The organism is Lactiplantibacillus sp. 30.2.29, assembly GCF_018991255.1.
GTDB lineage: Bacteria > Bacillota > Bacilli > Lactobacillales > Lactobacillaceae > Lactiplantibacillus > Lactiplantibacillus pentosus.
This window is the reverse complement of the sequence record NZ_JAGYGU010000038.1, coordinates 1-25808: the sequence shown is the minus strand read 5'-3', so window position 1 is coordinate 25808 and position 25808 is coordinate 1. Positions and strand designations below refer to the sequence as shown.

At 43.0% G+C, this 25808-nt stretch carries 24 protein-coding genes; 14 read left to right on the top strand and 10 right to left on the bottom strand.

The annotated features are described in order from the left end of the window. The first annotated feature begins 327 nt into the window (after positions 1 to 327). The 5 genes from KGF65_RS14950 (at position 328) to KGF65_RS14930 (ending at position 6230) form a co-directional block, all read left to right on the top strand. Entirely contained in the window at positions 328 to 468 is a 141-nt protein-coding gene (locus KGF65_RS14950; protein WP_172638300.1) for a hypothetical protein, read from the top strand. 244 nt (positions 469 to 712) lie between these two features. Beyond that, the gene (locus tag KGF65_RS14945; RefSeq protein WP_172638299.1) at positions 713 to 2539 is read left to right on the top strand and encodes a PTS mannitol transporter subunit IICBA; all 1827 of its coding nucleotides are present in this window, start codon (positions 713 to 715) and stop codon (positions 2537 to 2539) included. Between the two features lie 15 nt (positions 2540 to 2554). Beyond that, entirely contained in the window at positions 2555 to 4612 is a 2058-nt protein-coding gene (locus tag KGF65_RS14940) for an HTH domain-containing protein (protein ID WP_216748959.1), read from the top strand. Between the two features lie 17 nt (positions 4613 to 4629). After that, positions 4630 to 5076 (top strand): PTS sugar transporter subunit IIA, encoded by a 447-nt coding sequence (locus KGF65_RS14935; protein WP_033615035.1) that lies wholly within the window; start codon positions 4630 to 4632, stop codon positions 5074 to 5076. Continuing rightward, complete coding sequence (locus tag KGF65_RS14930; protein WP_033615034.1) at positions 5073 to 6230, top strand: mannitol-1-phosphate 5-dehydrogenase; 1158 nt, start codon at positions 5073 to 5075, stop codon at positions 6228 to 6230. The genes KGF65_RS14935 and KGF65_RS14930 overlap by 4 nt, the downstream gene beginning before the upstream one ends. 126 nt (positions 6231 to 6356) lie before the next feature. Here the strand turns inward: KGF65_RS14930 and KGF65_RS14925 are convergent, their stop codons facing one another. From KGF65_RS14925 to KGF65_RS14895, 8 genes are all read right to left on the bottom strand, one after another. Then, complete coding sequence (locus tag KGF65_RS14925; protein WP_216748658.1) at positions 6357 to 7694, bottom strand: ISL3 family transposase; 1338 nt, start codon at positions 7692 to 7694, stop codon at positions 6357 to 6359. A gap of 63 nt (positions 7695 to 7757) precedes the next feature. Continuing rightward, positions 7758 to 7946, bottom strand: coding sequence for a hypothetical protein (locus tag KGF65_RS17130; protein WP_253357785.1), 189 nt, complete (start codon positions 7944 to 7946; stop codon positions 7758 to 7760). A 63-nt stretch (positions 7947 to 8009) separates the two neighbouring features. Beyond that, a complete protein-coding gene (locus KGF65_RS17125) occupies positions 8010 to 8366 on the bottom strand; it encodes a MurR/RpiR family transcriptional regulator (protein WP_253357781.1) in 357 nt (118 codons plus the stop codon). A gap of 257 nt (positions 8367 to 8623) precedes the next feature. Continuing rightward, positions 8624 to 9562: a pyrimidine-specific ribonucleoside hydrolase RihA gene (gene rihA, locus KGF65_RS14915; protein ID WP_172638296.1), complete on the bottom strand. Its 939-nt coding sequence runs from the start codon at positions 9560 to 9562 to the stop codon at positions 8624 to 8626. Positions 9563 to 9890: 328 nt separating this feature from the next. Then, positions 9891 to 10829 carry an NADP-dependent oxidoreductase gene (locus tag KGF65_RS14910; RefSeq protein ID WP_253953734.1) on the bottom strand — a complete coding sequence of 313 codons (939 nt, stop codon included), beginning with the start codon at positions 10827 to 10829 and terminating at the stop codon, positions 9891 to 9893. Positions 10830 to 10844: 15 nt separating this feature from the next. Continuing rightward, entirely contained in the window at positions 10845 to 11309 is a 465-nt protein-coding gene (locus tag KGF65_RS14905) for a heme-degrading domain-containing protein (protein WP_027822265.1), read from the bottom strand. A 29-nt stretch (positions 11310 to 11338) separates the two neighbouring features. Beyond that, positions 11339 to 12364, bottom strand: a complete 1026-nt coding sequence (gene iolG / locus KGF65_RS14900) for an inositol 2-dehydrogenase (RefSeq protein ID WP_027822264.1) — start codon at positions 12362 to 12364, stop codon at positions 11339 to 11341. A 52-nt stretch (positions 12365 to 12416) separates the two neighbouring features. Next, positions 12417 to 13883 carry a sugar porter family MFS transporter gene (locus KGF65_RS14895; RefSeq protein ID WP_172638294.1) on the bottom strand — a complete coding sequence of 489 codons (1467 nt, stop codon included), beginning with the start codon at positions 13881 to 13883 and terminating at the stop codon, positions 12417 to 12419. 365 nt (positions 13884 to 14248) lie between these two features. Between KGF65_RS14895 and iolG (KGF65_RS14890) the strand changes: the two genes are divergently transcribed. The 6 genes from iolG (KGF65_RS14890) (at position 14249) to KGF65_RS14865 (ending at position 20378) form a co-directional block, all read left to right on the top strand. Continuing rightward, on the top strand, positions 14249 to 15277 hold the full coding sequence (gene iolG, locus KGF65_RS14890; RefSeq protein ID WP_032823141.1) for an inositol 2-dehydrogenase: 1029 nt from the start codon (positions 14249 to 14251) through the stop codon (positions 15275 to 15277). A 22-nt stretch (positions 15278 to 15299) separates the two neighbouring features. Beyond that, complete coding sequence (iolE, locus tag KGF65_RS14885; protein ID WP_027822261.1) at positions 15300 to 16205, top strand: myo-inosose-2 dehydratase; 906 nt, start codon at positions 15300 to 15302, stop codon at positions 16203 to 16205. Positions 16206 to 16269: 64 nt separating this feature from the next. After that, positions 16270 to 17322 carry a Gfo/Idh/MocA family protein gene (locus KGF65_RS14880; RefSeq protein ID WP_027822260.1) on the top strand — a complete coding sequence of 351 codons (1053 nt, stop codon included), beginning with the start codon at positions 16270 to 16272 and terminating at the stop codon, positions 17320 to 17322. Positions 17323 to 17356: 34 nt separating this feature from the next. Next, positions 17357 to 18394, top strand: a complete 1038-nt coding sequence (locus KGF65_RS14875) for a Gfo/Idh/MocA family oxidoreductase (RefSeq protein WP_172638293.1) — start codon at positions 17357 to 17359, stop codon at positions 18392 to 18394. Positions 18395 to 18436: 42 nt separating this feature from the next. Beyond that, positions 18437 to 19849, top strand: a complete 1413-nt coding sequence (locus KGF65_RS14870; protein WP_216748659.1) for a sugar porter family MFS transporter — start codon at positions 18437 to 18439, stop codon at positions 19847 to 19849. Between the two features lie 85 nt (positions 19850 to 19934). Then, entirely contained in the window at positions 19935 to 20378 is a 444-nt protein-coding gene (locus KGF65_RS14865) for a DMT family transporter (protein ID WP_216748660.1), read from the top strand. A gap of 63 nt (positions 20379 to 20441) precedes the next feature. Here KGF65_RS14865 and KGF65_RS14860 read toward each other — a convergent pair whose 3' ends face one another. Then, positions 20442 to 21323, bottom strand: a complete 882-nt coding sequence (locus tag KGF65_RS14860; protein ID WP_027822256.1) for a helix-turn-helix domain-containing protein — start codon at positions 21321 to 21323, stop codon at positions 20442 to 20444. A gap of 283 nt (positions 21324 to 21606) precedes the next feature. Here KGF65_RS14860 and KGF65_RS14855 point away from each other — a divergent pair, with 283 nt between their 5' ends. Genes KGF65_RS14855 through KGF65_RS14845 form a run of 3 tightly spaced genes read left to right on the top strand, consistent with a single transcriptional unit; the run spans position 21607 to position 24409 of the window. Further along, complete coding sequence (locus tag KGF65_RS14855; protein WP_027822255.1) at positions 21607 to 22629, top strand: Gfo/Idh/MocA family protein; 1023 nt, start codon at positions 21607 to 21609, stop codon at positions 22627 to 22629. A 30-nt stretch (positions 22630 to 22659) separates the two neighbouring features. Then, positions 22660 to 23526 (top strand): sugar phosphate isomerase/epimerase, encoded by an 867-nt coding sequence (locus tag KGF65_RS14850; protein ID WP_216748661.1) that lies wholly within the window; start codon positions 22660 to 22662, stop codon positions 23524 to 23526. Positions 23527 to 23560: 34 nt separating this feature from the next. Beyond that, positions 23561 to 24409: a sugar phosphate isomerase/epimerase gene (locus KGF65_RS14845; protein WP_172638290.1), complete on the top strand. Its 849-nt coding sequence runs from the start codon at positions 23561 to 23563 to the stop codon at positions 24407 to 24409. 447 nt (positions 24410 to 24856) lie between these two features. Here the strand turns inward: KGF65_RS14845 and KGF65_RS14840 are convergent, their stop codons facing one another. Continuing rightward, the gene (locus KGF65_RS14840) at positions 24857 to 25720 is read right to left on the bottom strand and encodes a sugar phosphate isomerase/epimerase (RefSeq protein ID WP_122210881.1); all 864 of its coding nucleotides are present in this window, start codon (positions 25718 to 25720) and stop codon (positions 24857 to 24859) included. Between the last annotated feature and the right edge of the window lie 88 nt (positions 25721 to 25808).

The following is a 25808-nucleotide window of genomic DNA, read 5'->3' as shown; positions in this document are numbered from 1 at the left end:
GGTAAGATGAGTATAGGTCATTTGTGATCAGCCTTTCTTTTGATTTTGACACTCAAAAGTCTATCACAAATGGCTTTTTAAATTTCTAACTTAATTTTACAAACCGGGAATTGAAAAAAGCAGGTTTTTTAATTGATCAACAAAATGATCATCAATTGAAAAAAGTAGGTTGATATTTTCCATAATAACTCCTTCAAATTAGTGATTTGTCAATTTATTTTAACATAATTCGCAAATGTAAAAAAATAAAGTTAGCGAAAACATTTTTTTGGCGCGCCTAACAAAATGCTACGGATTTGTGATACAATTCAAGTAGGAGGTGGTACCATGAATAAAGTTGAACGCGAAACAATCGATGCCTGGATTGATGATATCAAAGTTGTTCTCCAAGAAAAACACGAATTTTTAAGTGTTGTTGAGATGGTTAATGTTCTTAATTCGTTGAAACACGATATCGAAACAATTTAAGTTGACCAAGCCAATAAATTAATATCTGTATGTTATTTGCAAATAGATTTTAATTTGTTTACTTAATAAGGAAAGTTTTAACAATTGGGAAAAACCGTTGTTAAGGCTTTTTTTAATTGAATTTTTTCTTGTGAATTTTTTCACGAATGATGTCACACCGATCTGTGCCGCAATGCTAACTAGCTTTGATTGTAACCGGATTCATTAGACCATATAATTATCAGTATAAAGGAGGTTGGTTGCTATGGAAGAAAAAGCAACAAAAATACAAAAGAGTTCGCTTAAAACGAAAGTTCAAAAATTCGGAACTAGTTTAAGCAGCATGATTATGCCAAATATTTCCTCATTGATCGCTTGGGGGTTAATTACAGCGATTTTTATGGCGGCAGGCTGGTGGCCCAATGCTAAAATCGCTACTCTAATTGATCCAATGAAATTATATCTGATTCCGTTATTGATCGCTTATGTTGGTGGTCGAATGGTTTATGATGAACGCGGTGCAGTTGTCGGAGCAATCGCTGTTATGGGGGTAATCGTTGGCTCTAATATTCCAATGTTCTTAGGTGCAATGATTATGGGACCTTTAGGCGGTTGGTGCATGAAGAAGTTTGATCAGGTCTTCAGGGACAAGATCAAAACTGGCTTCGAAATGCTGTATGATAATTTTTCTAGTGGCATCATGGGAATGATACTTGCAATTTTTGGATTATTTATTGTCAATCCATTGGTTGTTGCTGGAAATAATTTAATTAGCAAGGGCGTTGACTGGATTATTTCGATTCATATGTTGCCATTGGCAAACATCTTTATCGAACCAGCAAAAGTTTTGTTTTTAAATAATGCTGTTGGTAATGGAATTCTCGTTCCATTGGGAATTCAACAATCTGCTTCAGCTGGTAAATCGATTCTTTTCTTGTTGGAAGCCGATCCTGGCCCAGGCTTAGGTATTTTGTTAGCATTTATGATTTTTGGCAAAGGAATGGCTAAAGCTTCAGCACCAGGAGCTGCAATAATCCAATTCTTTGGTGGAATTCATGAAATTTATTTCCCATATGTATTGATGAAACCAGCTTTGATTTTAGCGGCAATTGCTGGTGGGGTTAGTGGTACGTTTACTTTCTCACTTTTAGGAACTGGTTTGAAAGCGGCCGCTTCACCAGGTTCAATTATTGCTGTTTTGTTGATGACACCTAAGGGTAATTATTTGCAAATCTTAACTGGTGTTGCCGTTGCAGCAGTTGTTTCATTTGTCGTTGCTGCCTTAATTCTGAAAGCTGATAAATCTGAAGATACTGGCGATTTATCCGCTAACCAGGCCAAGATGGAGCAAATGAAAGCCGCATCTAAAGGCAAAGATCTTCCATCAGCTCAAGCAGCTACCCAATCAGCTCAAGCAGCTACCCAATCAGTTAAAGCTTATAAAGATGTTAAAAGAATTATTTTTGCTTGTGATGCCGGAATGGGCTCATCGGCAATGGGTGCTTCTTTATTAAGGGATAAAGTCAAAAAAGCGGGTATTAAGAATATTCCTGTAACTAACACAGCTATCAGTCGCTTAAAAGATGAAGATGGTTTGTTAGTAATTACTCAAGCGGAGTTAGCTGATCGTGCACAACAAAAGACACCAAGTGCAATGCATATTGCGGTTGATAACTTCTTAAGCAGCAATAAGTATGACGAAGTGGTTTTGAATTTGAAGACCTTAAGTCAAATTGATCCACAAGCAGCTAAAAAGGAAGCTGTTTCGAAAGCTGCTCAAACATCTGACCAGATTAGTCAACTTGATTTCCAAGCAATTAAAGAAGTTGATTTCATTCACCATGATCAGCATGTTGGTTCAGCTACAATGGCTACTTCATTGTTTAAAGATCGTTTGAAAAAGGCTGGTAAACATGTCCCAGTTAAAAATATGGAAATTGATGATTTAGATGATAGTCAAGCACATTTGGTAATTGTAACCAAGGAAGCAGAGAAAAATCTTAAACTGCGTTATACTGAAATTCAGGTAGTAAGTGTTGATAATTTACTCGAAGCAAAAGAGTATGATTATATTGTTGAACATCTTGCCTGAAAAGGATGGTAAAAAGTGATTCTTCTATCACCGCGTCAAAAAAATATTTTACAACAATTAGTTCAAAGCTTAAGTGGGATAAAAATAACCAGTTTGGCAAAAGAAGTTGGGATTAGTCGTCGAACAGTTTATCGTGAGTTTTCAGAGTTGAAGCTCTATTTAAGTCAACATCACTTGGCAATCGAAAATGTTAATGGAAGTTATCGATTGAAAGGTTCTCAAAATGACCTTCAGTTATTAACTGCAGAACTCGATCAGCAACCAAGTAAATTAGCAATGAGTGCTAAACAACGGCAAGCAGCACTGGCCTGCATGCTATTGTTGAAAGATCAGCCGGAAAAAATTTTTTCGCTGGCAGTTAGTTTGGATGTTAGTGAAGGAACTATTCAGCGTGATCTAAAGCAACTAGAAACTTCATTAACTGAATATCATCTACAAGTTGATGCTAAAAAAAGTGTTGGAGTTGAGATCTTAGGTAGTGAAGCTCAACGAAGATTAGTTTTAGGCGGAATTTTAACCAGCCAGTTAAATGAATATGAATTTTTTGAATATCTAAAACAAGATACAAACAATGAAAGAGCAAATTTTTTCTTACAACTTTTACCAAAAAGCGTGTTATGGAAATGTGCGCAAGCTTTAAAACAGGAAAATGTTTCTAAAAAAACCAGATCAGATATTCAAGAAGTGCAACTAATTTTAATTCTAGCTATTTCTTTAGTACGCATGCAGCATTCTACTATAAAAGCTTACCGGATAAAAAAACCACAAACGTTATTTAAATACCGTCAAGAAGCACTAGCTGTTTTTCAAATGTTCTCGGCTGAGATCCAATCAAGAGTTACAACTGCGGAAATCGATTTTATGGCAGTTCAATTCCAAGGTGTCGATTATCAGCTTGATTTGAAAAATTGGGGCGATGATTATGATTTGCAAGTTACCTATCAAGTAAAACATTTAGTTTATCGAGTTGCTCAAGTAACTGATTGGAATTTTAATCACGATCATGATTTATTAGAACGGCTAACTAAACATATTGGTTTATTGTTACAACATCATGGACCTGAGTTACCCGATGTGCCAATCAGTTTATTAAGTGACATTGCTGAAAAATATCCTAAATTTTTCCAAGCAATACAACAAGCTTTACCAATTGAATTTGCAGAGTATCATTTTTCTACAACTGAGCAAGAGTTGATTCTACTTTATTTTGCTAATAGTTATGAAAATGCAAACAATACGGGACAACTAAAAGCCTTAGTAATTTGTGCAAATGGGATTGGAGCTGCTAGTATTTTAAAAAGTCGACTTCAGCAGGAAATTCCAGCAATTGCTGAAGTTGAGATTGCTAAGGTATCCCAATTAAAAAAAATTCATCCTAATCATTTTGATTTAATTTTATCAACCCTAAAGTTACCGGGATTTAATTGGGATTATCAAGTAGTAAGTCCGTTACTGCTTGGAGATGAACTGCAGCGAATTAAGGAGTTGGTTCGTTCTTTAAATGAAAAGTTTCCAGTGCAAACATCTATTCAAACACTCAGCGAAAATAGCATTAATACTTTAGAGCAAATCGAGAAAAATTATCAACAAGTAATGCTTTGTCGCAAAGTATTGCAACAAATTAAACTAGTTGAAATTGATAACGGCTCACAAAACTTGCAACAGGTTTTAGAGTTAATTTTGCAAAAAGTTTCCCCAGCAATTGTGACTGATCGGCGAATTGTCCAAGCCGAGATGTTGAAACGTGTAAAGTTAGCTCCAGTCGGAATCCCTGATAGCCAGATAGCTTTAGTTCACGCAACTAATAAATCTGTTAACTGCCCATTTTTTTCAGTCTTTCAGTTAAAGAAGTCTTTGAAAATGCGAGCAATGGATCAATCAGAGATTTCAGTAATTCGAATTTTGCTAATGGCTGGTCCAGCTCCGATGAGTGACTTTGAAAATGTTTTGATGGGATCAATTAGTAGTTCAATTGTTATGAATAATCATAATACTCAAGTTTATGCTAATGGTTCACTTGTAGAAATAAAAAATTTAGTGGCCTTACAATTTTTAAATCAAATTAAGTTTTGAAAAGAAGAGTGAAGAGAATGAAATTAGAAAAAGAAATGATTCTTTTAAATCAGCAGGTTGCGACTAAAGAAGAAGCAATTAGAATGGCAGGGAAATTATTAGTTGACAATGGCTATACTGAAGAACCATATGTTGACTCAATGTTAGCCAGAAATGCAGATGTTTCAACTTATATGGGGAATTTTATTGCGATTCCTCATGGAACAGAAACAGGCAAACAATATATTAAAAAAACTGGCATTTCAGTTGTCCAAATTCCGATGGGTGTTGACTTTTCCGATAAAGATGGGGAAGAAAATATTGTCACTGTTGTTTTTGGGATTGCTGGGTTAAATGGTGAGCACTTGAATTTATTATCACAAATTGCTATCTTTTGTAGTGATGTTAATAACGTTGTTAAGTTGGCTGATGCGCAAACACCAGAAGAAATTGTTGATTTATTGAAAGAGGTTGAGCATAAATGAAGGCAGTACATTTTGGAGCAGGCAATATTGGCAGAGGATTTATTGGTGAAACTTTAGCAGCAAATGGTTTTGAGATTAATTTTGTTGATGTTAACGAAACAATTATTGATGCTTTAAACCAGCGTCATGGATACGAAATTGAGTTAGCAGACGAATCCCATAAACGGATTTCTGTTCACAATGTGGCGGGAATCAACAATGGCAAAGAACCAGAAAAGGTTGTCCAAGCAATTGTTGAAGCAGATATTGTTACAACTGCGATTGGTCCAAAAATCTTAAAATTTATTGCACCGCTAATTGCTGATGGAATTAGGGCACGACAAAATGCTGCTAAAACAACACCGGTTGATGTAATTGCCTGTGAAAATATGATTGGTGGTAGTCAAAATCTGAAAAAAGAAGTTTACAGTCATTTAGCTGATGCTGAGCAAGATTTTGCGGATAAATATATTGGTTTTCCGAATGCTGCCGTTGACCGGATTGTGCCACAACAAAAACATGATGATCCACTATTTGTATCAGTTGAACCATTTAAAGAGTGGGTTATTGATGAACATCAAATGGCAAATCCATCATTGAAATTGGAAAGTGTTCATTACGCACCAGATTTGGAACCATATATTGAACGCAAATTATTCTCAGTTAATACTGGTCATGCGACAGTTGCTTACACTGGCAAATATCTTGGTTATTCTGATATAGGATCAGCAATTGCCGATCCTAAGGTTTTACAGCAATTAAAACGAGTTTTGAAAGAAACTGGTGATTTATTAATTGCCAAATGGAACTTTAAGCGCACAGAGCACGAAGCTTATCAGCATAAAATTATTGGACGTTTTGAAAACAAATATTTGTCTGATGAAATTGCCCGTGTTGGACGGACACCAATCCGTAAGTTAGGTTATGATGAACGGTTTATTCGTCCAATTCGTGAGGCAAAAGAGCGCGATTTAGATTATGAAGCTTTGTTAGAAACAGTTGGAATGATTTATACTTTTGATGAGCCTAAAGATACCGAGAGTCAGAAACTGATGGAATTAATTAAGGCAAAGCCGATCCAGGAAGTTATCGCTACGACAACTGGATTAAAAGATCAAGCTTTAATCAACGAGATTGAAGAATCTTATCAAAAGGCAGTCAAAGAGCGCAAATAATTACAATTACTTAATATTACTTGGGACACTTCTTAATTAGAAGCGTCCTTTTTAATGGTTCTTTTTCAAGTAGTACTGATAAATAAAATTGTTTAATTTGCAATTTTAATTGGTATAGCTGAATTATTAAGCTATCTGTTCTGTGGAATGGATAGCTTTTTTGATGTAATAATGATAATTTAAGCTGACGTAGCTGTTTTTTAAAGATAACAAGATTCGTAAGCGGAAATTTTCAAAGTTTCTAAATCCATATGCAGTTCTTTTAATGACTTTGATTTTATTATTGGTTCCTTCTACCGGTCCATTTGAAAATGAAGTCTTGAAACTGTTGATAATTTCACTTTGGTGTTTACGCAGTGTCCGGTTAGCTTTTTTGATTTGTTCAGGCATTCCAGCAGCTGAATTTAATAGATTACTAAGAGATTCAGTATCTTGATGATGGATGACATGTAACAGTTGTTGATAATAGTTATAAGCTTTCTTCAGTTCGTCAGACATGTTCAACAGGAGATCAACAACATCAGCATCACATAATTGGCGGTTTTGAAAATTGATTCGTTTCGAATAATGTTGATAGTCTAATTCAGCTGAATCTTTCATTAATAATTTCCAATACCATTTCAGAGCACGCCAATCGTGGGAACCGTTACCGGCTTGTTTCATTACATGAAGTCGGACTGAATTTAGGGCCTGAAAAGCTTGAACAACGATATGAAAATGATCAGCAATGATAATTGCATTCGGGAAAAGCTCATGAATTAAAGGCCGATATGGTGAATAAAGATCAACGGTTACAGTTTTAACAGCTTTGCGGGCAGTAAAAGAGTATTTCAAGAAATAACTTTTAATGAAATTACTTGTCCGCGATTCAATAATATCAATCGTTCGGTGATGGACACTGTCCATTACTAAAAGACTCATACCACTTTTGGCAAACTTTCCTGATTTGAAATCATCAACAGCAATATCAGCAGGCAGCCAGTGATAATTAGGCTGAATGTATTCAGTAAACTGCTTAGAAAAGCGCATGATAGTCATTGGAGAGATGGCATAATTTTCAGCAATATCAGTTTGAGAAATGTTTTTTCCCAGTTCAATAACGGCACGATATCTAACTGCATCAGAAATTTGATTTTTAGGTTGAATGCCAGCAACTTTAGCAATTTTGGTGATGACTTGGGGACATTTTTTGGATTTAGGGCAAATAAACTTTTGTTTGCGAATACAAAGAATATTAGTAACACCAGCTGCAGGCAAACCAACAGCTTTGGTCAGTTTAAAACCATTTCGCAACATTTTTCGCTGACAAACAGAGCAAAAACAAGGATAAGTTTGTAACAAATGGACGAAGTGAACATTTTGATGATGATAAGATCCTTCAGTAATGAAATTTTTACCAAATTTAGGATCAAAAATCAGCCTTGTGTCTTTAATTCCAAGTAAAAATCGGGTACAATAATTCATGAATTAAACATTCTTTCTATACTCGTTGAAAAACGAGTTTATTTTGAAGATGAAGCTGTAACTTCATCTTTTTTTATAGCGTAAAACAAAAATTGGTACTAGGATAGAAAAATTTCTATCAGTACCAAATATTATAGAACCCTGGGAGTTCACGAAACGCGAGTTATTAACGAATTTACTATTCTTCACTTGGATGGTTAAATCGCTCAAAGCCGCGAGGTGACTGTTTTCATCAGAAGTGATCGAAATCACTTTTGCGGATTTCTTTTTGGCGAGGGCCACCGAATTATTCACTTCGTCGGTTTCCCCCGTTAGTTAAATGGCGAGGATCACGTCATCGGGCTGCATAATGCCCCCGCTGATGTACATGACGTGCGTATCGGTCATCGAAAACGCGGCGATACCCATCCGCAGTAAGCGTTGGGTCATTTCTTGAGCGGTGTAACCGGAACTGCCCAGTCCGAACAAGTAGACCCGCCGAGCATGGAAGATCAAGTTGACGGCGGTCTGCAGTTCATCAGTATAGAGTCGTTCCCAGGTTCCGCTGAGGATCTTTTGGTAGTAGTTGTAGACTTGATCGGCAACCGTGTCCGTTTGACTGACGACGGGGGCCTTGGGAGCGGGACTTTCCGCTAACTGGAGTTTAAAGTTGTAAAAGTTTGTGCAGCCCATTTTTTTGACGAAACGGGTGATCGTGCGTTGCTCACGTCCACGGTCTTTGCCAAGCTCGAAATGGTCATTTTCTGCACTTCTTTTGGTGACTGAATGACCTTTAACGCGACTTTACGTTCCTGCCGCGAAAGGGTGGGGTACTGCTCTTCAACTGTGCTGACAATGCTCATAACGGCTTCATTCCAATCTATTTCCCAATATTAACGCTACAATACCATAGATTCCGTCGAATTCAAATAACCAGGTCGGTTAGAGCGTTACTTCGTGCTAAAAGATTTAATACTATCAATGACGAGGTCGGCAAACCACTGGCGATCGATGTGGAAGAGGACGTTGGCGTTGGGTTTACGGTTGGTAATGTGATAATAGTCGATCACCGTTTCACCAGCGGTCAGTTCGCCCTTAGTTTCGACCGCGACGTTGCAACGTTGACTCTCAAATTTTGTGGGATCGATCAACCAGGCGACCGTACACGGGTCGTAGAGTGGTAACCCCTTAAAGTTCCAGTGCTGATGGTCAAAGGACATCCCGTAGAAGTCGAGCAGTCCGCCCATCACATCGGCGACCGGGTTCTTGATCTTATGGATCTTTTTGATTTCTTCGGGTAATAATTGGGCTTCAAAGTCGACGTTTAATGGTGCTAACACGATGGGAATTCCCGATTCCATGACGATTTTAGCCGCTTCGGGATCCACTTGAATATTGAATTCGGTCGTGGGGCCCCAGTTGCCTAGACCCATGCCGCCCCCGAGGATTACGATCTGCTTGATACTCGACCGGAGCTCAAGGTGGACCGAAAGGAAGAGGGCGACGTTGGTGCAGGGGCCGGTGACCACGAGGGTTACTTTTTTCTGATGAGTGGATAAGATTTTAGCCATCAGTTCAGTAGCGGGAATGCCCTGTGAGAAGAAGTCGGGATTCGGCAGGGTCGCGCCGTCAAGCCCGGTGATTCCGTGCATGCTGATCCCGGAAATCAGATCCCGGGTCAGCGGCTTAGCGTTACCGGAAGCGACGGGAATGTCTTCACGTTTCATCAGGGTTAAAAGGGACATGGCATTGCGTAGTGTTTGGCTATGTTTTTGATTACCGGCCGAAGTTGTAACCGCTAACAAATTAATGTTTTTTGAAGCGACTGCAATCATTAAGGCAATCGCGTCGTCGTGACCGGGGTCACAATCTAAAATAATATCTTCCAATGTTCTCAGCTCCAATTAATATCGTTAAAAAGTTGGTTAAGTTGGCCTTTCGACGGCCTTCGTGAAAGGCTGAATATAATCTTTTACTTTTCTTACTATTAATAATTATAGTACAAGTTAGTTATTAATATAATGGCCTAACCATGCACCCGAGACAAGGTCAGCCAGTTTAATTTTGATAATAAAAACACCAGCCACGTTACGACCGAAGTGTAACTTAAGTAACGTGGTCGGTGCTTTTTTATCAATTCATAATTATTATTGAATGATTATTTTTTATACCGTTGTTACCACTAATAATTTTAACAGAAAGCGGTGCGGGGTGCGATCAAAGTGTCACGATGACTTTACCATCAGGGTTACCGCCCTCAACGAGGTCCTGACCCTTTCGGATACCATCCAGAGTGAATGATTCCAAACGATCAATGGAAACGTGTAACTGATCATTTTGGATCATTAAGGCGATGGCGGCAAAAGCGTCACTGTCGCGGTATTCGCGTCGAGGGATGACCTGCTTATAAGCAACGTCCGGCTTGGCCTGACGATCCTGTGGCAGGGTGGTCAGTGAGACGTAGGTCCCGTGGGGCTTAACGATACTTAACCCGGCCGTCGCGGCACCACTGTTAGTGGCATCGATCAGGATGTCGGCCATGTCGGCGAATTTAGCGCTGACCCGTTCGGTATCGTAGGCTCCAAATTCGGACGCACCCAAGCCCAAGACGGTTTCCCGGGAGCTTTCCGTATCGGTCCCAATGACGTATAACCCAAGGGCCTTCGCCATTTGAACCAACATGGAACCGACCCCACCGGAAGAGCCTAGAATTATGATCGTTTGCCCCTGCTTAACGTGGGCAATGTGCACCAGCGTATTGTAGGACGTGATCCCGGACAATGGTAAGCCGGCCGCTTCATACGGGTTGTACTTCTTGGGTCGAAGTCCTAAATGGTCCGTTGAAACCTTAAAGTATTCCGCGTAAGTCCCGATACCGGGGCGGGCGAGCACGTCATCGCCGAGGTCGTAATCGTGGACGTTGGTGCCCAGCTTGACGATCCGACCAACCGCGTCGGCTCCGAGAATGGTCGGGAACAACATGGTGACGCTGTTCCGGAAAGTTCCGTTACGCACGGCAATGTCGAATGCGTTAATGGCAAACGCCGACGTTTTGACGAGGACTTCGTTGGGCCGCAGTTTTGGCGCCGGGAGTTCCAGCTCTTCCATAACGTTAGAGTTACCGTATTGATTAAAACCAAATGCTTTCAAGCCCATCCCTCCAAACGTTGATTAAGCTTGTTGCGCCTTCAAATCGAGCAAGGCGTTGTAAGCTAATTCGTGATCTTCTTCATCAGTTAACCCAGAAACGATCAAGCTACCAATGATCCCGGTGTTGGTGATCCCGATTGGGAAACCACCACCAACGATGGCGAAGTCTTTCGGGCTTAACCCGCTACCCTTGTAGAAACTGTCAGGATCGTCCGCGTAAACGGCCTTTTCAAAGAGGGAACTGTGATCGAACGCGTCGACGACGTTGGCCTTCTTTTGGATCCATAAATTATTTTCGTGCGTGGTTTGGGTGCCGGCGTGGAAGAAGACTTCCCGCTTGTTGATCGTGATTAAAATGCAGACCCGTTCAAAGTCGGCTTTTCCGATCTTGCGGAGACTGTCAACCAACGGATCAACGTCCGCTAAATTGAAGTGGCTGAGCAAAGCTTGGTTTTCCTGGTTTGCGATTTCGTCTGTAGTGAGCATTTAAAAAACCTCTTTCTAAAATATAATGCCTATTCCAATGGGTATGACGTATCAACCTTTTGTGGTAAGCCGGTTTCAAGGGACTTCTTAGCAGCAACGGCGGCCCGTTGTGCCATGATAACGTCGCGGCCTTCTGCAACCAATGGTTCGTCTTTCAAGATTGAACGAACGAAGGCTTTCATTTCAGCAGTGTAGGCTTCACGGTAACGTTCCTTGAAGATTGGAAGTGGCTTTTGTAATTCTTCGTTCTTGTTGTTGTAAAGTTCAACGGTACTGTTGCTTACGTTTTCAGCTTTCAGCATCCCTTCGGAGCCAAAGACTTCAACCCGTTGGTCATAGCCGTAAACGGCCCGACGACTGTTATCAATTAACCCGTAAGTCCCGTTTTCGAATTGAAGAACGAGGGCTAAGGTATCGATATCATCGATGTCCTTCAAGGTTGGGTCGATTAAAGTACCACCCTTAGCATACACCTCTGAGATGTTGCTGTTCATCATGTAACGCGCCATATCGAAATCGTGCATGGTGAAGTCGAATAATAATCCACCGATCCGTTGAATTAAATCGTGTGGCAGTAAGTCAGGGTCGCGGGAAGTGACTTTAACGATTTGAGGAGTCCCAATCTTACCATTGCGAACGCCTTCGTAGACGTTCCGGAATTGAGGGTCCATCCGACGGTTAAATCCGATTTGGAGTTTAACGCCGGCCTTTTTAACTTCGCGTAAAACGTTTAAGCTGGCTTCTTCGACTTGGTTCATACTCAATGGTTTTTCACAGAAGATGTTCTTCCCGGCTTTAGCAGCAGCCGTAACGATCTCTTCGTGGGTGTTTGTTGACGTAAAAATGAAAACGGTGTCAACTTTCGGGTTGTTGAGGATGTCATGGTAGTCGCGGGTCTGATTCGTGATTCCGATATCATTTAAATGTTCGGAAACGTTTTCAATGAAGACGTCGGCAACTTGTTCGATCACAATTTCTGGGATCGTCATTAAGTTCTTCAGATGCATTTGACCGGCGCGGCCTAAACCAATAATACCTGCATGTACTTTTTCCATAATATAAAACCACCTTGGTAAATATTTTTAAATAGTTAATACCCAAATTAAATTATTTATCTTCCGGTTTAACCCCGGAAGCGTCGCCGTACTTGAATTCCATTTGAATGAGTTCAAGTGATTTGCCCCGTGTTTCAGGCGCGCACTTATAGGCGAAGATAAAGGAAAGAATGTTGAAACCAACGAAGATCAAGAAGGTCCAGGTCATCCCGACAGCACTGAGCAGAACCGGGAAGAAGTAACCAACTAAGAAGTTCGCAAACCAGAGGAAGAACGTTGAAACGCCCATCCCAAGGCCCCGCAAGTTTTGCGGGAAGATCTCTGACAAGAGTAACCAAACTAACGGTGAAATAAATCCTTGGAAGAACCCGAGGAACATCATCGTGCAAAGCACAACGTAGATCGGTAGTAACGGGCTCTTGCTAAGAAAGGCTGAAATCAACACGATGAGTAGTAATGAAATCGTCGTCCCAATGATCCCGGACATCAACATGCTCCGCCGGTTAACGCGGTTCATGATCGACATCCCAATGAAAGTGGCGATCACGGAAACAATCCCGTTCCCGATGTTGGCGATCAGGGCCGCATTATGGGCGAAACCAGCCTGGGTCAAAATCGTGGTGCCGTAATACATCATGATGTTGATCCCGATAAATTGTTGCATGACGCCGAGGCCGATCCCGATAAAGACAAGGCGCCGAATCCATGGCGTGGTCAAGTCTTTAAAGGTTGCCTGCTTGATTTCACTTTCCTGGTTCAACGTGTCTTGAATCTGGCTGATCTCATCCTTACAGTCCTTTTCCCGAGGCCGGATCCGCTTTAACGCGTCGAGCGCGTCGTCAAGTTTATTGACCATTACTAACCAGCGCGGGGATTCAGGAACGATCATCATCCCGAAGAATAACAGGACGGCGGGAATCATCCCAAAGCCGATCATGTAGCGCCAGATATGGGAGATGTGACCGAACCAGTTCCCGAGAATGGCGTTAACGATGAAGGCGAGCAGTTGGCCAGTAACGATCATTAATTCGTTTTGCGTGACCAAGCGACCCCGAATTGAAGGCGTGGAAATCTCGGACAAGTACGTTGGGACGATAACCGATGCGCCCCCGACAGCTAAGCCCAAGAGTGCACGGAAGATGATCATCAACAGGGCGTTGGGTGCGACCGCACAAGCTAAGGTACAAAAGAAGAATAGGACTGATAGGTACTTTAATAGTCGCCGCCGCCCAATTCGGTCGGATAACCGACCCGCTAAGACGGCCCCGAACGCGGCCCCGAGGGTGATCCCACTGGTAACCAACCCTTCATTACTTGATGAAAGGTTTAATTCCTGCGGGGTCGCCATGTAAACGATGGCCCCATTGATCACACCGGTATCGACCCCAAACAATAAGCCGCCAAGCGTTGAGATCAACGCGATGTGTTTTAAATTGTGTCCGGCATTTTGATTAACTTCATCATTAGTAGAAGAATCCAGCGGAACTTTGTCATCTCTGACCACTTTTTCTTCGGACATAATCGTTCCTCCTAAATAACAAACCGTTCTATTAATTTTGTTTATACCCTTATAAATGGAATACAAGTGAGTAGCTAATGGCGCCATAACAACATTTAAACAATCGTTACTGTGTGAACAAAGCACCATTTGAATTCACCTGCTATTATTTCACTATGGATTGTGAATGTCAACACTTTTAAAGAAAGCGTTTTATTTGTGAAAATAATCTTTAAAATTGTGTTGACAAAGTCTGGTATATAAGTTATTCTGTAAGCGAACAAGGAAATGAACATATTGCAGATGAAGGCTGAAATTCCTCCGAAACGTGATAATTTCACAAGTGATTGCTCAGTTAAGAAATGCTTATGGAAAGGGGTATCAACATGGGAAAAAGTACAAATATCACAAGCCAAAATATCACAATCGGTATTATTGGTATGGGTCGTATTGGGAACGTGCATTACAAAAATTTAATGCGAATTCCGAATGTCACCATTAAATATATCTGTGATTTGATTGCGACTGATGACTGGGGTATGAAATACAAGGCCGCCGAAAACGTCGTTACTGATTATCACGAAGTTTTAGCGGATCCGGATGTTCAAGCCGTATTGATCTGTGTGCCAACCGACTTACACCCACAATTCACGATCGACGCCGCTGAAGCTGGTAAAGATATCTTCTGTGAAAAGCCCGTTGGGTTTAACGATGAAGAAATTTTGAAAGCGCTTAGCGTTGTCAAGAAGACTGGGGTTAAATTCGAAGTCGGCTTTAACCGGCGTTTCGATAAGAACTTCCGGCGAATCGTTGATCACCGCGAAAACGGCGATATCGGTGATGAACAGGTTCTGAAGATCACTTCACGGGATCCCGAACCACCATCGATGGATTACGTTAAACGATCCGGTGGGATCTTCATGGATATGACGATCCACGACTTTGACATGGCTCGCTACATTACCAACGCCGAAGTCGACCAAGTCTTTGTAACTGGGAACGTCTTGATCGATCCAGAGATCGGTAAAGCCGGTGACATTGATACAGCAATTATTAATTTATCCTTTAAGAACGGCATGATGGGGGTTATCGACAATAGTCGCCAAGCCGTTTACGGCTACGATCAACGGATCGAATTATTCGGTTCTAAGGGCATGGCCCATGCGGATAACGTTAACGATAGTACGACGACCTTTTCCGGAAAGGATGCTGTCAGCGGCGACAAGCCAATGTTCTTTTTCCTTCAGCGTTACATTGACGCGTACAAGGATGAACTAGAATCCTTCTTGGACGCTGTTCGCGGCGTTCACGATGTTGAATGCACCTTTGAAGATGGCATTAAAGCAATTCGGTTAGCTCAAGCGGCCAAGAAGTCACTTGAAACTGGCCAACCAGCAAAAGTTGAAGACATTTAAATAAACCTAGGAGGTTATGATAATGAGTTCAAACGTTAAAGAAGATATTAAATGGGGTATTGCACCAATCGGCTGGCGGAATGATGATATTCCTTCAATCGGGAAAGATAACAATTTACAGCAATTATTAAGCGACATTGTCGTTGCCGGATTCCAAGGTACCGAAGTTGGGGGCTTCTTCCCAGGTCCTGAAAAATTAAACTACGAATTAAAACTCCGGAACTTACAAATTGCCGGTCAGTGGTTCAGTAGTTTCATCATCCGTGACGGGATTGAAAAAGCCAGTGAAGCTTTCGAAAAACACTGCCAATACCTACACGCTTTGAACGCGCCAATTGCCGTTGTTTCGGAACAAACTTACACGATTCAACAATCAGATACGGCCAATATCTTTACTGATAAGGCCCACTTCACTGATAAAGAATGGGATGAAGTTTGCAAAGGTTTGAACCATTACGGCGAAATCGCTGCTAAGTATGGGATCAAGGTTGCTTACCACCACCACATGGGTACCGGGATCCAAACGAAGGAAGAAACCGACCGTTTGATGGCCAACACTGATCCTAAATTAGTTGGCTTGTTATACGATACGGGTCACATCGCCGTTTCTGATGGTGACTACATGTCACTTCTCAACGACCACATCGACCGGATCGTTCACGTGCACTTTAAGGATGTTCGTCGCGATAAAGAAAAGGAATGCCGCGAAAAGGGTCTGACCTTCCAAGGCTCATTCTTAAACGGGATGTTCACGGTTCCTGGCGATGGCGACTTGGACTTCAAGCCGGTCTTTGACAAGTTAGTTGCCAACAACTACAAGGGCTGGATCGTGGTTGAAGCGGAACAAGATCCAGACAAGGCCAACCCACTTGAAATGGCTCAAATCGCGCACAAGTACATCCAAGAACACTTAATCGAAGGTAAATAAATTAAGTCTCGTAATTGAATAACAAACATTTTATAAAATAAAATTTAAGAGGAGATTGTTTATTATGGCTGAAGCACACGTAACAAAAGTTGGGATCGTCGGAATTGGTTTTATCGGATCTGACCATTTACACCGTTTGACTAAGACGGTCGCAAACGTTGACGTTACTGCCGTTTGTGATATCGTTCCCGGCAAAGCGCAAAAAGAATTGGACCGTCAAGGCTTACAAGCTAAGACCTACGACGATTACCACGACTTAGTTAATGATCCAAACGTTGAAGTGGTTGTCTGCACCGCCGACAACGAAGCCCACTACGAAATCGTTATGGCCGCACTAAAGGCCGGCAAGTTCACCTTCTGTGAAAAGCCATTAGCCTTAGATGCAAAGCAATGCATGGACATCATCAACTCCGAAAAGAAACTCGGTCGTCGGATGTTACAAGTTGGTTTCATGCGTCACTACGCACCAGAATACGTTCAAATGAAGAAAATGATCGACGATGGTGTTATTGGCAAGCCATTAATGATGGATCAACGCCACTACAACCAAACTCAACCAGAAGAATACGATACCGCGCATTCGATCATCGAAACTGCGATCCACGAAATCGACCTCGACCACTGGTTAGTTAACGATACTTACGCTAACATCCGGGTCTTCAGTCCAAAGCAAACCCGTCATGCTCAAAACGCTAAGATCAAAGATCCACAAATCGTCATGATCGAAACTAAGACAGGGATCAACATCATCAACGAAGTCTTCGTTCGTTGTCAATATGGTTACGACATCAAGTGTGACGTTATTGGTGAAGAAGGGGTTCTTGAATTACCAACAGTGCCACAAGTTGCGACTCGTTTGAACGCTCAATACAGTACCGCCATCTTAACGGACTGGAAAGCTCGTTTCGAAAGTGCTTACGATATTGAATTCCGCGACTTCATTGGTCACGTTTCCAAGAACGAATCACCAGTTGGTCCTTCTTCATGGGATGGTTACATTGCCGCCGTTACTGCCGATGCTGCTTTGAAGTCATTGGCTGAAGACGGTGCTAAGCAAGACTTAGACTTCCCAGAAACGCCAGCCTTCTACCAGGATGACGCCAAGGTTGCTGAATAACTAACACACATTCCTGACTGGGGAGATCATCACAATGCAAAAAAATAACACACCGATTCGTGCTGCGATCATTGGCCTGGGTCGTTTAGGCTCACGTCATGCTCGTCATTTAGTTGAAAAAATTCAAGGTGTTGACCTAGTTGCGGCCTGTGCCTTAGAGGATGATCAACTACAGTGGGCTCATGATGAATTAGGCGTTGAAACGACGTATAAAGATTACAAAGAAATGATCGATAAAGAAAATATCGATACGATCTTTATTGTTGCGCCAACCCCATTCCATCCAGAAATGACGATTTACGCCATGAATGCCGGTTTGAACGTCTTTTGTGAAAAACCATTAGGGCTTGATTTTGATGAAGTTGCTGAAATGGCAAAGGTCATCAAAGAACATCCTAAGCAGATTTTCCAAAGCGGCTTTATGCGACGCTATGATGAATCGTACCGTTACGCCAAAAAGATCGTTGATGAAGGCGGGATCGGTGACATTATCTATATGCGTGGTTACGGAATTGACCCGATTTCTGGTATGGAAAGCTTTACAAAGTTTGCAACCGAAGCTGATTCGGGCGGGATCTTTGTTGATATGAATATTCATGATGTTGACCTGATTCGGTGGTTCACCGGTCAAGAACCCGTTCAAGCTTACGGCCTGACGAGTAATCTGGCTGCTCCTGAACTGGAGAAAATTGGTGAATCCGAAACGGGTGTTGCTCAGCTGAAGATGAACGATGGCGTTATTGCGACGTTGATTGGTGGCCGCCACGCTGCACATGGGAATCAAGTTGAACTAGAAGTTATGGGATCAAATGGCTGGTTACGTGTCGGGGAACATCCCGACTTGAACCGGGTCACGGTCTTTAATGAAAACGGTGTTACTCGTCCGTCACTCCAAAGTTTTGGGGAACGGTTCGATAACGCGTTTACGGATGAAGTCCAAGACTTTGTTAATAATGTCGCTAAGGGGACTCAGCCTAACGTTACTGTTGATGATGGTATCAAAGCGCTGAAAATTGCTAAGGCTTGTCAGGAATCTGCTGATACGGGCCAATTGGTAGACATTAACTTATAAAATTAATAGGTATTGGCCTGTTGAAGGAAGAAGGCTTTAACAATGGATATTAGTGGAAAAACAACCGACCAAAAGGGTTCACACACCGGTTTTCTCTGGTTAGCGACGTTTATCGCGGCCATGGGATCACTGCTCTTCGGTTATGATACGGGGATCGTTAACGGTTCACTTGAATTTATGGCGCAAAAGAGTCAGCTTGACTTAACGGCGTTCCAGCAAGGGATCGTTTCCTCTGGGTTAACCTTAGGGGCTGCGTTTGGTGCTATTATTGGGGGACCATTTGCCGATAAGATTGGTCGGAAAAAGATTTTGACCATTCTCGGGATTATCTTTTCAATTGGTGCGATTGGCTGTGCCTTCGCAACCAACATTGGAATTTTAATTGCATTTAGATTTATTTTAGGGCTGGCTGTTGGTTCAGCTTCAGCCAACGTTCCGGTTTACATTGCCGAAATCGCCCCAACGGAATTACGTGGGAAAATGGTGACGACCGCGCAAGTAATGATTGTTTCCGGACAATTCGTTGCTTTCGGTGTTAACGCCGCTTTGACCCCGTTAGGTGCGTCAAACGCTGCTATCTGGCGTTGGATGTTAGGATTAGGGACCATTCCTGGGATTATTCTCTGGATTGGGATGTACTTAATTCCTGAATCGCCACGTTGGTTAGTTTCACAAGGTAAAATGGATAAAGCGCTTGGCGTTTTACGTAAGATTCGAGCCGCTGCTAGTGTTGATTCCGAAATGAAGGAAATTCAAGACAAAGATAAGGCTGATAAAGAATTAAACGCTGAACAAGCAACCTTTAAAGAATTGATCAGCAAACGCTGGGTCGTTCAAATCTTGATCACCGGGGCGATGTTGGGGATTATCCAACAATTCGCCGGGATCAACTCCATCATGTATTATGGTGGGAAGATCATCCAAGAATCTGGATTTAATCCGACCGTTGCTGCGATTTTAAACGCTGGTAACGGGTTCTTATCAATCGTCGGGGCCGTTCTTGGGATGTTCACGATCGACTGGTTAGGACGTCGGAAACTTGAATTTGCCGGATTAACAATTTGCGGGATCACGTTAGTTGCTGCTGGTGTTATTCACTCGACGGCGCCAAATGCCGGCTGGGCTGGTATTACGATCGTTGTCTTGGTTTATCTTTACATTATTTTCTTCCAAGGTACTTTAGGACCAGTTACCTGGTTGATCAACTCTGAAATCTTCCCACAACATTACCGTGGTATCGGGACTGGGATCACGATCTTCGTTTTATGGATCGGTAACTTTATCGTCGGACTCCTTTCACCGGTCTTACTTGAATGGAACATGTCGAATACTTTCTACATCTTCGCAATTTGCTGTGTACTGGGTATTATCTTTGTTGCCATGCGCGTTCCTGAAACTAAGGGTGTTCCGCTTGAAGAAGTTGAACAGTACTTCAGAAATAAGTATGATAAATAATTCGATTCGCTGATTGCGAAAAGAAGGAATCTCTGGCAGATGGATAATCTGACAGAGATTTTTTTATGCGAAAGGAGAACGTACCATGCAATCATTACTCTTTTTCCTATTAGCCGCCCTTGCCGGCTTGTTTCTGCCCATCCAAAGTGGGATCAACTCCCAATTAAAGTATGATTTGAATTCAACGTATTTAAGTGGTGCTATCAGTAACTTTATCGGGGCCCTCTTACTGGTGGGGTTGGCGTTGACGTTGGAACGCAACGGCTTACAGTCCCCAACGCTAAGTGGTAACCATCTGTGGAACTGGACGGGTGGGATCCTGAGCGTGTTGATCATGTCCGCGATGATCATCGTGCCGAAGAAGATCAGCTATTCCACGTTTTTTGCGCTCTTCATTTTCGGTCAACTGTTCATGTCCCTCGTCATCGATTACTTTGGTTGGTTTGGCTCGGATCACGTACCGCTCAGCCCTAGTCGGATCATAGGGATGCTCTTGTTACTGGCCGGAGTGGTCCTCGTTAAAAAATAGTTATTCGAAACATAAAAAAGCCGCTCCGTGGATCTTGCCGGAGCGGCTTTTTTGCCGAGGCCTTTAAAAACAAATTTTACGAAATTTGCTGGGAGTCATCCCGGTCTCAGTACTAAAAACTTTGTTGAGGTGTGACGTATCATGAAAGCCGCACTGCTCGGCAATGTCCGCGATACTGAGGTCGGGGGCGGTCGTTAGCATCCCCTTCACGTGCAAGATCCGGACCGATGTTAAGTAGCCGTGAACGCTGTTATCGGTGTAGGCGCGGAAGTTTTGCGAGAGAAGCGACGGGCTGACGCCGATCCGTTTACAGAGCGCGGCAATCGTGATTTTCTGGGCGTAATGTTTATCGAGATAATCCAGCGCCTGAGTAACCATCTGGGGCGTTTGCTTCAGACTGGACCGATCGGTGGGGGCCGGGTCCGCAATCAGGGTCAGCGCGATCAGCAGCTGGTAGAGTAATACTGAAAAAGTGGTCTCTTTATCCGCGAAAGCCCGGGTTTTAAACAGGTTAAAAATCTGATTGATCAGGTGTTTAAGCTCTTCAGTCGCTTGAAAACAATTCGTTTTCGCGTTAGTAACGTAATCGTATAAGGCTTGGACCTGATCGCCGTTGAAGTGAAAGAAGATGAATTTGCAGTCGCTAGTCGCGAAGTAGTGGTTCCGCTTTTTACAATCCATGATGACGACGGAATCCTTAGTAGCCGTAAAGTCCCGCCGGTCATCAAAAGTGAAGGAGAGTTCACCATCTTCAATTAGGAAAACGATAAATGAGTTCATGTATTGACGATCGATCATGTAAGGGTAGTTAACGCAGTATTCGCCGGTCCATAACGGGTAGTAGTAAAGCTGCTTGGCCTTATTCGACGGGTTGTTAAAGTACAAGCCCTGTAAGCAGCGCATTCCCTGTTCGTTGGTGGGAATGTATTCTGAAAAATCATCCATAGTAACAGCCTCCAAGTAATGCATATTAAATCACAACGATACGTATTTTTAGCGTTTAACCAAAAATCTCGTTCCCACTGTGATGACGCAAAATGGTTAAACTGATATATACATATCTAAGCTTAATATTACTACATATTGGCGAATAATCACTGATTTAAGCCGATTTATTTAAATGTTCGTTTTTACAATTTTTCAAGATGATTGTACATTGAAGCGTTTACATAATGGCGGTATTCTAATTGTGAAATAAAAAACAAATACGGTTCAGGAGGGTATTATTATGACTTTATCAATTGGTATTATCGGATTAGGCTTCATGGGCTCAGACCACGTTAAACGGGTCGCAACTCGACTCAACGGCGCGCGCTTAGGCGGGGTTGCCGATCTAAAGAAGGATCTAGCGGAAAAGTACGCTAAGGAATACGGTGCCAAGGTCTTTGATAACGGGATGGACCTGATCGATTCACCCGACATCGACGCCGTCATGGTTGTAACGCGGCCCCACGAAACTCATGAAAAATTCGTGATCCACGCCATTGAAGTTGGCAAATTCGTCTTCTGTGAAAAGCCATTGACCTTAACGGCTGCTGGCTGTCAAAAGATTATCGATGCCGAAGTTAAGGGTGGCAAGCGTTTAGTTCAAGTTGGTTTCATGCGTCGTTACGATCCTGGTTACATCGAAATGAAGAAAGCTATTGATAGTCATGAATACGGCGAACCATTATTGATCCACGCCACTCACCGGAACACGGCCGTTGATGAAAGCTACGATACCTCAATGTCAATCATTGAAACGGCGATTCACGAAGCCGACGTTTTGCACTGGTTATTAGGCGAAGATTACGATTCTGGGACGACCTTCCTGCCAAAGAAGCAGACCAAGTACACCCACTCCAAACTTCACGATCCACAGATCATTACCTTGGATACCAAGTCCGGTGTACACATTGACCTGGAAGTCTTCGTTAACGACCAGATTGGTTACGACATCAACTGTAGCGTTGTTTGTGAAGACGGGATCATCGATCTTGAATCACCACAAGTTACTTCCGTTAAGACAAATAAGCTGAAACGTCAAACTAAGATTCCCGTTGATTGTACGGAACGTTTCAAGGTTGCTTACGACCATGAATTACAAAACTGGGTTAACGATGTTGCACAAAACAAAGTTACCGGTCCATCATCATGGGATGGCTTAGTTGCCATGGTCACCTGTGACGCCTTGGCAAAATCTCGTGATAACAACGCGGAACGGGTTGCCATCAAGTTACCAGATAACAAACCAGCACTTTACAACGATTAATAACGAAAAAATTGGTAAGAAGGGATTTTAATGAAATTAGCATACGATCCATCAATGTTTCGGGATAATACCCCGTTTCACGAAATGATTGAAAAGACGGCCCGGTTGGGATATAAGTACCTCGAATTGTCACCACGACAAGACTTTATCTGGTTCTACCAGTATCCAAAAGTTAATTCCGCGATGATCAAGGACGTTAAAAAGTGGTGCCGGGATGCTGGTGTTGAAATTTCATCAGTCTTACCGGTTCAGCAATGGTCCTCACCCGACGAACAAGAGCGCCAGGCCGCCGTTCGGAACATGAAACGGACGATCGAGATCACGTCGGAACTCGGCGTGGACACGTTAAATACTGAATTTTCCGGTGATAAATTTAACCCGGTTGCTTCTGAAGGTCAGTGGTACAAGTCGATGGAAGAACTGATCCCTGAATTTGAAAAGAACCACATCAAGTTAGAGATCCAAGCGCATCCAAACGACTTTATTGAATCAAGTAATGAAGCGGCCAAGCTGATCCGTTCACTGGATCTTGACTGGGTTTCCCAAGTTTGGTGCTCCGCACACGCCTTTTACTCCGATGGTGGCGTCGGTGACGTGACTAAGGAAATCATGGATAGCAAGGACGTGTTGACCCACATTTTGATTGCCGACACGTTGAACTACAAGAGTAACTTCGGCTTGCGTTACATTATTAACCCGCCTGAAGCACCGGTCACCATCCATCAACACCTGAATCCGGGTGAAGGCGAAGTCGACTTTGACGCCATGTATAAGGCTTTAAAGGCCATTCACTTTGACGGTATCGTCACCAACAACGTTTTTGCTTGGCCGGATAAGGTCGACTGGTCCAACAAACAAACTTTGCCGGGCATTGAAAAGGGCCTGGGAATTAACTAATGAACGTTTGATTATCTAAAGGAGGTTATTACCAATGATTTCAATTGACCGTTTCTGTCTTAACCGTAAAGCTGCCCCGGGGATCGACCTGGCAACGACCATTCCAGCCGTTGCGAAGTTGGGACTTAAAAATATCGAAGTGCGTAACGACTTATACGGCGCACCGGACAACGCGTCGATCTTCGACCACATGGCTAACGCTGATGTTAAACAATTACTGGACGAAAACGATGTCCATCTCGAGACAATCAATGCGATCGGCAACATGGACAATCGTCAAATGATCGACGAAAACTTAGCTAGCTTGACTGAAATGCTCGACATGGCTAAGAGCCTTAATTTACGCAAGATCATCTTTTGTCCGGTTCGCTCGACCGATGATCATCAAAGCGCTGAGCAGCGACAGGCAGACGCCGTGGCGAACGTTAAGGACTACTCGAAAGTTCTGAAACAGTATGGGGTTGATGGGTTGATCGAACCCCTCGGCTTTACCGATAGTACCCTAAGAACGCCATGGGAAGGTCAGGCAGTCATTGATAAGGCCGGTGTCAATAACTTTAAGTTGGTTGCCGACACGTTCCACTACTACTTAGCAAACGTGACGGACCAACAATTCCACGACCAAGTTGATATCAATTACATTGGTTTGGTTCACTTGAGTGCCGTCACGGGCGACAAGCCACGTGAGGAATTGGATGATCAGGATCGTTACATGTTGACGGAAGCCGACGTGATGAAGTCGGCAGATTGGGCGAAGAAGTATGAAGCGGCCGGCTACCAAGGCTTGTACGCTTTTGAACCATTCTCGGATGATCTGAAACAGTGGGACCGCGCGAAGGTTGAACAGGAACTGCTGAAGAGTATTCAACTTGTCCGTGAATAATTAATTAACGGCCTCTTGAAGGTAATTATAAAATGTTGAAGTGGTGCGCATGCGCTTGACCAGGTTAATTGGTCAAGCGCTGCGCACCACTTTTTTGATGTCACTTATAGGCTTACTAAGCCGGATCTAACGGATGTGAGAAGCAGAATAAGCTGATTGGTGATGTCCGGTACTATTGTTGATGGGGGGCTTAAGAGTAGCGACCTAGCTGGGAGTTCAACCGTCCAGCTAGGGGTAAGTGGGGCGGCTATCAAGCGGTTCAGTGGTGTCTTTTGGCGTTCTCCAGGCTGACCCAAAGGCTGAGCTTAAAGCTGCATCTGCCATGGTTAAGCCGCTTTTGGGTCAGCCGGTAAAGCGAAAGTCTTCCGTGGTCCGGGCTTAACCAATCGTAGGAAAGCGAGGTCGGTCAGTATCGGTGGACGTGCAGTTCATTTTTTAATTACTTGTTTAGAGACCGAGGCCCCGTTTAATCGTCGGTAAAGTTTGTTCGTTGGACCAATCAACCTTGTCGGGCCAAGCAAAGACGTTGTTGGTGACGATGCCGTCAAAATGAATGTCTTTGAGCGCTTGGTACATGGCGTCAAAGTCGACTTCACCTTCACCCGGATTCAGGTGTTGATGGATGGTGACCGGTGCGGCCGGTGGGTTGATAATGTAACGTAAGCCGAAGTTGCTCTTATAGTTCAGAGTATCGGCAATTAGGATGTGACTTAAAACGTCTTGGCTATCAAGAATCTGTTTGCGGACGTCACCGACACCTCCATCGGAGTAGAAGGCGTGCGCGGAGCACCAGACCTGGGAGACCCAGTCGAGGTCGAGGGACCGAATTAGTTTAGCTGCTTCGTTACTGGATTCAATGAAGTCGTTCGGGTGTGCTTGGATCTCTAATTTGATGTGATTTCTTTCAAATTCGGGGATCAGTTCTGCCATCGACTTGTACCACTGACCTTCAGAAGCAACCGGGTTGGCTTTATCGCCGGAAAATTCAGTGTTTAACGTGTCCACGCCGAGTTCCGACGTGATCTCGATCGTCCGTTTCATGTTCCGAACGGCGGCCTGACGCTCCTGCTCGTCGGGCGAAGACCATTGTTGAACCGGTAAAACTGAGGATAGTTCGACTCCGGCGTCACTGAGCCAGCGTTTAACGTTTTTGATCATTCCCGAGTTGACTTTCGGGTATTGATAGAACCAGATAAAGTCTTGGCGGGGCGACAGTTCGATGTAATGATAGCCGAGGCGGGCCGTCTTTTCAATCATGTCGTGAAAGGACGTATTGTCCCGAAACATTGATGGATCGTATGCTAATTTCAATTCGATTCCTCCACTCTCTAATTTAATTTGCCGTGGTCGAGAGCGTAAAATATCTTGTGTAAATGCATAAAAGATATTTTACGCTCTC

Coding starts and splice junctions, on each gene's coding strand:
- KGF65_RS14950 (WP_172638300.1), top strand. CDS start 328: ATGAATAAAGTTGAACGCGAAACAATCGATGCCTGGATTGATGATATC.
- KGF65_RS14945 (WP_172638299.1), top strand. CDS start 713: ATGGAAGAAAAAGCAACAAAAATACAAAAGAGTTCGCTTAAAACGAAA.
- KGF65_RS14935 (WP_033615035.1), top strand. CDS start 4,630: ATGAAATTAGAAAAAGAAATGATTCTTTTAAATCAGCAGGTTGCGACT.
- KGF65_RS14930 (WP_033615034.1), top strand. CDS start 5,073: ATGAAGGCAGTACATTTTGGAGCAGGCAATATTGGCAGAGGATTTATT.
- KGF65_RS14925 (WP_216748658.1), bottom strand. CDS start 7,694: ATGAATTATTGTACCCGATTTTTACTTGGAATTAAAGACACAAGGCTG.
- KGF65_RS17125 (WP_253357781.1), bottom strand. CDS start 8,366: ATGGGCTGCACAAACTTTTACAACTTTAAACTCCAGTTAGCGGAAAGT.
- KGF65_RS14910 (WP_253953734.1), bottom strand. CDS start 10,829: ATGGGCTTGAAAGCATTTGGTTTTAATCAATACGGTAACTCTAACGTT.
- KGF65_RS14905 (WP_027822265.1), bottom strand. CDS start 11,309: ATGCTCACTACAGACGAAATCGCAAACCAGGAAAACCAAGCTTTGCTC.
- iolG (WP_027822264.1), bottom strand. CDS start 12,364: ATGGAAAAAGTACATGCAGGTATTATTGGTTTAGGCCGCGCCGGTCAA.
- KGF65_RS14895 (WP_172638294.1), bottom strand. CDS start 13,883: ATGTCCGAAGAAAAAGTGGTCAGAGATGACAAAGTTCCGCTGGATTCT.
- iolG (WP_032823141.1), top strand. CDS start 14,249: ATGGGAAAAAGTACAAATATCACAAGCCAAAATATCACAATCGGTATT.
- iolE (WP_027822261.1), top strand. CDS start 15,300: ATGAGTTCAAACGTTAAAGAAGATATTAAATGGGGTATTGCACCAATC.
- KGF65_RS14880 (WP_027822260.1), top strand. CDS start 16,270: ATGGCTGAAGCACACGTAACAAAAGTTGGGATCGTCGGAATTGGTTTT.
- KGF65_RS14875 (WP_172638293.1), top strand. CDS start 17,357: ATGCAAAAAAATAACACACCGATTCGTGCTGCGATCATTGGCCTGGGT.
- KGF65_RS14870 (WP_216748659.1), top strand. CDS start 18,437: ATGGATATTAGTGGAAAAACAACCGACCAAAAGGGTTCACACACCGGT.
- KGF65_RS14865 (WP_216748660.1), top strand. CDS start 19,935: ATGCAATCATTACTCTTTTTCCTATTAGCCGCCCTTGCCGGCTTGTTT.
- KGF65_RS14860 (WP_027822256.1), bottom strand. CDS start 21,323: ATGGATGATTTTTCAGAATACATTCCCACCAACGAACAGGGAATGCGC.
- KGF65_RS14855 (WP_027822255.1), top strand. CDS start 21,607: ATGACTTTATCAATTGGTATTATCGGATTAGGCTTCATGGGCTCAGAC.
- KGF65_RS14850 (WP_216748661.1), top strand. CDS start 22,660: ATGAAATTAGCATACGATCCATCAATGTTTCGGGATAATACCCCGTTT.
- KGF65_RS14845 (WP_172638290.1), top strand. CDS start 23,561: ATGATTTCAATTGACCGTTTCTGTCTTAACCGTAAAGCTGCCCCGGGG.